Source organism: Niallia sp. Sow4_A1, from assembly GCF_052116745.1.
In the GTDB taxonomy this organism is placed as follows: Bacteria; Bacillota; Bacilli; order Bacillales; family Cytobacillaceae; genus Niallia; species Niallia hominis.
In genome coordinates this window covers 1-2,334 of sequence record NZ_JBQKKM010000107.1, presented here as the reverse complement: position 1 = coordinate 2,334, position 2,334 = coordinate 1, and the positions used below count along the sequence as shown (strand labels likewise).

Annotated in this window: 2 protein-coding genes; both read left to right on the top strand. The window is 35.5% G+C overall.

Features of this window, described 5'->3' with window-relative positions; translation table 11 throughout:
* Positions 1-197: 197 nt before the first annotated feature.
* The gene (locus ACTQ5K_RS25320; RefSeq protein WP_353964063.1) at positions 198-242 is read left to right on the top strand and encodes an erythromycin resistance leader peptide; all 45 of its coding nucleotides are present in this window, start codon (positions 198-200) and stop codon (positions 240-242) included.
* Between the two features lie 464 nt (positions 243-706).
* On the top strand, positions 707-2,167 hold the full coding sequence (locus tag ACTQ5K_RS25315; RefSeq protein ID WP_109769203.1) for an Msr family ABC-F type ribosomal protection protein: 1,461 nt from the start codon (positions 707-709) through the stop codon (positions 2,165-2,167).
* Positions 2,168-2,334 lie beyond the last annotated feature (167 nt).

Below are 2,334 nucleotides of genomic sequence, written 5' to 3'. Positions count from 1 at the left end.
TATAAATAGAGTAAGTATAGAAAGCGTTAACAATAGAGATAGCAAACACACTGAAAAAGAGAGAAATTCCGACGATAAAAAATTTCTCCCACAAATACTTGACTCAAACAAACCATTAAATACCTTTGACTTCTATTAAAAGACAATCTACAATAAGTAATGAATTATAATGAAACGATAAGGAGGATTATTAAAAAATGACACACTCAATGAGATTTCGTTACCCAACTTTGAACCAGTAATTGAATATGTTCAAAGGCTCTGTTTTGTGTTTACAGAGTAAATGGGATCAGTCTGTCCTTTTTTAATAATCTTCATTTCATATTTGAAAAGTCATTCGTCCATACCAGCAGTTTGTCCTCATCCTTTATTAAAACTTAGGAGCGGGATATTTACTGCTTGTTTTTGACATGATGAAAATATGTAATGTTAAGAAAGGTGGCTTGTTCTACCTTTCTTTATTTTTGTCTAATTTATCTTTCTTTGCTACTGGCTCTTAGCAAGCCTTTAAAAGAATAAGGATGGATCTCTTTCCCTTTACTCAAAATCACAGGCAGATGCTTGTGATTTTTTTATAAAAAAAACAAAAGGAGGAGGCCAAGTATGCAATTCTTATTATTTTATTGATACGAGCTTGAACTTGAATAGAAGCTCGTATCGGTCTAGCTATCGGTACGAAATTATAAAATTTCGGGAGGTAGCAAATATGGAAAAAATATGTTTTGAATTAGAAAATGTCGAAGTGACATATTTAGATAAGGAAGTATTGAAGATTGAAAGATTGGCTGTACATCAATTTGACCGCATAGGTATCGTCGGAAAAAATGGTGCAGGTAAAAGTACGTTATTAAAGTTACTGGCAGGTAAAATTCAACCATCAAGTGGAAAAGTAAATCGCCACGTCGATTGTGGCTATTTTGAGCAACTTGGTACTCCTACAGTTGTAAAAGCTGACGCAGCGTTACTCGGAAGATTAGCTGTTCCACAAAATTCTGAGCAGCTAAGTGGTGGGGAGCAAACAAGGCTGAAACTTGCACAATTGTTTACCCATTATTATGAAGCATTACTAATTGACGAACCGACAACTCACTTAGATCAAGATGGTATTTCATTTTTACTTGATGAATTACGATATTATTATGGAGCTCTCGTATTAATTAGTCATGACCGTGCTGTGTTAGACGAACTTGTCACAACGATTTGGGAGATAAGTGAAGGTAGTGTTCATGTCTATTCAGGAAATTATAGCGAATACATGGAGCAGAAGCAGTTAGAACGTGATCAACAAAGTCAAGCTCACGAACAATATGTAAAAGAGAAAAGCAGACTCGAAAAAGCAGCAGAAGAAAAGATGAAAAAGGCTGAAAAAGTTACGCAAGCGAATGGACGTATGTCCAAAAAAGAAACAAAAGCAATGGCGAATAGAATGTTTGAGACGAAATCAAAAGGTACGAGTCAAAAGGCAGTACAACGAGCAGCAAAAGCGATTGAGCAGAGAGTGGAACAACTTGAGGTGGTTGAAGCCCCAAAGGAGGAACAGATCATTCGTTTTCACCAATCTAGTGCACTTCAATTACACAACAAATTTCCGATTATGGGAGATCGCTTAACGTTAATGGCAGGGGATAAGGTACTTCTTGAAGAAGCGAGTTTTCAGTTTCCATTAAGCATGACGATCGCCATTACAGGAAAGAATGGTTCAGGAAAAACAACTTTGCTTCACCATATATCACAAAAGGGTGAAGGGATTACTTTGTCTCCTAAAGCAGTCATTGGTGTTTATGAACAAATGAATTATCAGTTTATCAAAGATGAAACGGTACTAAACTTTATGAAAGACAGAAGCGATTATAATGAAAGTAAAATTCGATCTGTTCTTCATGCCATGAATTTTACTGGAAATGATTTAAAGAAAAATGTCCGTAATTTAAGCGGTGGAGAGGCAATTCGTCTTGTATTGTGTCAGCTTTTCTTAGGAAGATATAACGTGTTAATATTGGATGAACCCACAAACTTTTTGGATGTTTTCTGTATTGAAGCGTTGGAACGATTTTTAAAAGTATATGAGGGAACTGTTCTTCTTGTATCACATGATCGTACTTTTATTGATAGGGTGGCTGATTGTGTTTATGTTATAGAAGATAAAAAGTTAATATTAAAAAGCTAGTGTAATAATGAGGAGACAGGGGAAACTCTGCTTCCTTCTTTATTCTTTTGTCTATTATATGTCCCTGTTACTTTCTTTTTCCCTACGCTAAAAAGTAGGTACTTACTGCTTTATAGTTGGTATCCAGAGCGGAAGGAAGAGAGAGGAAAAAAGAGCGGGAGAACAAT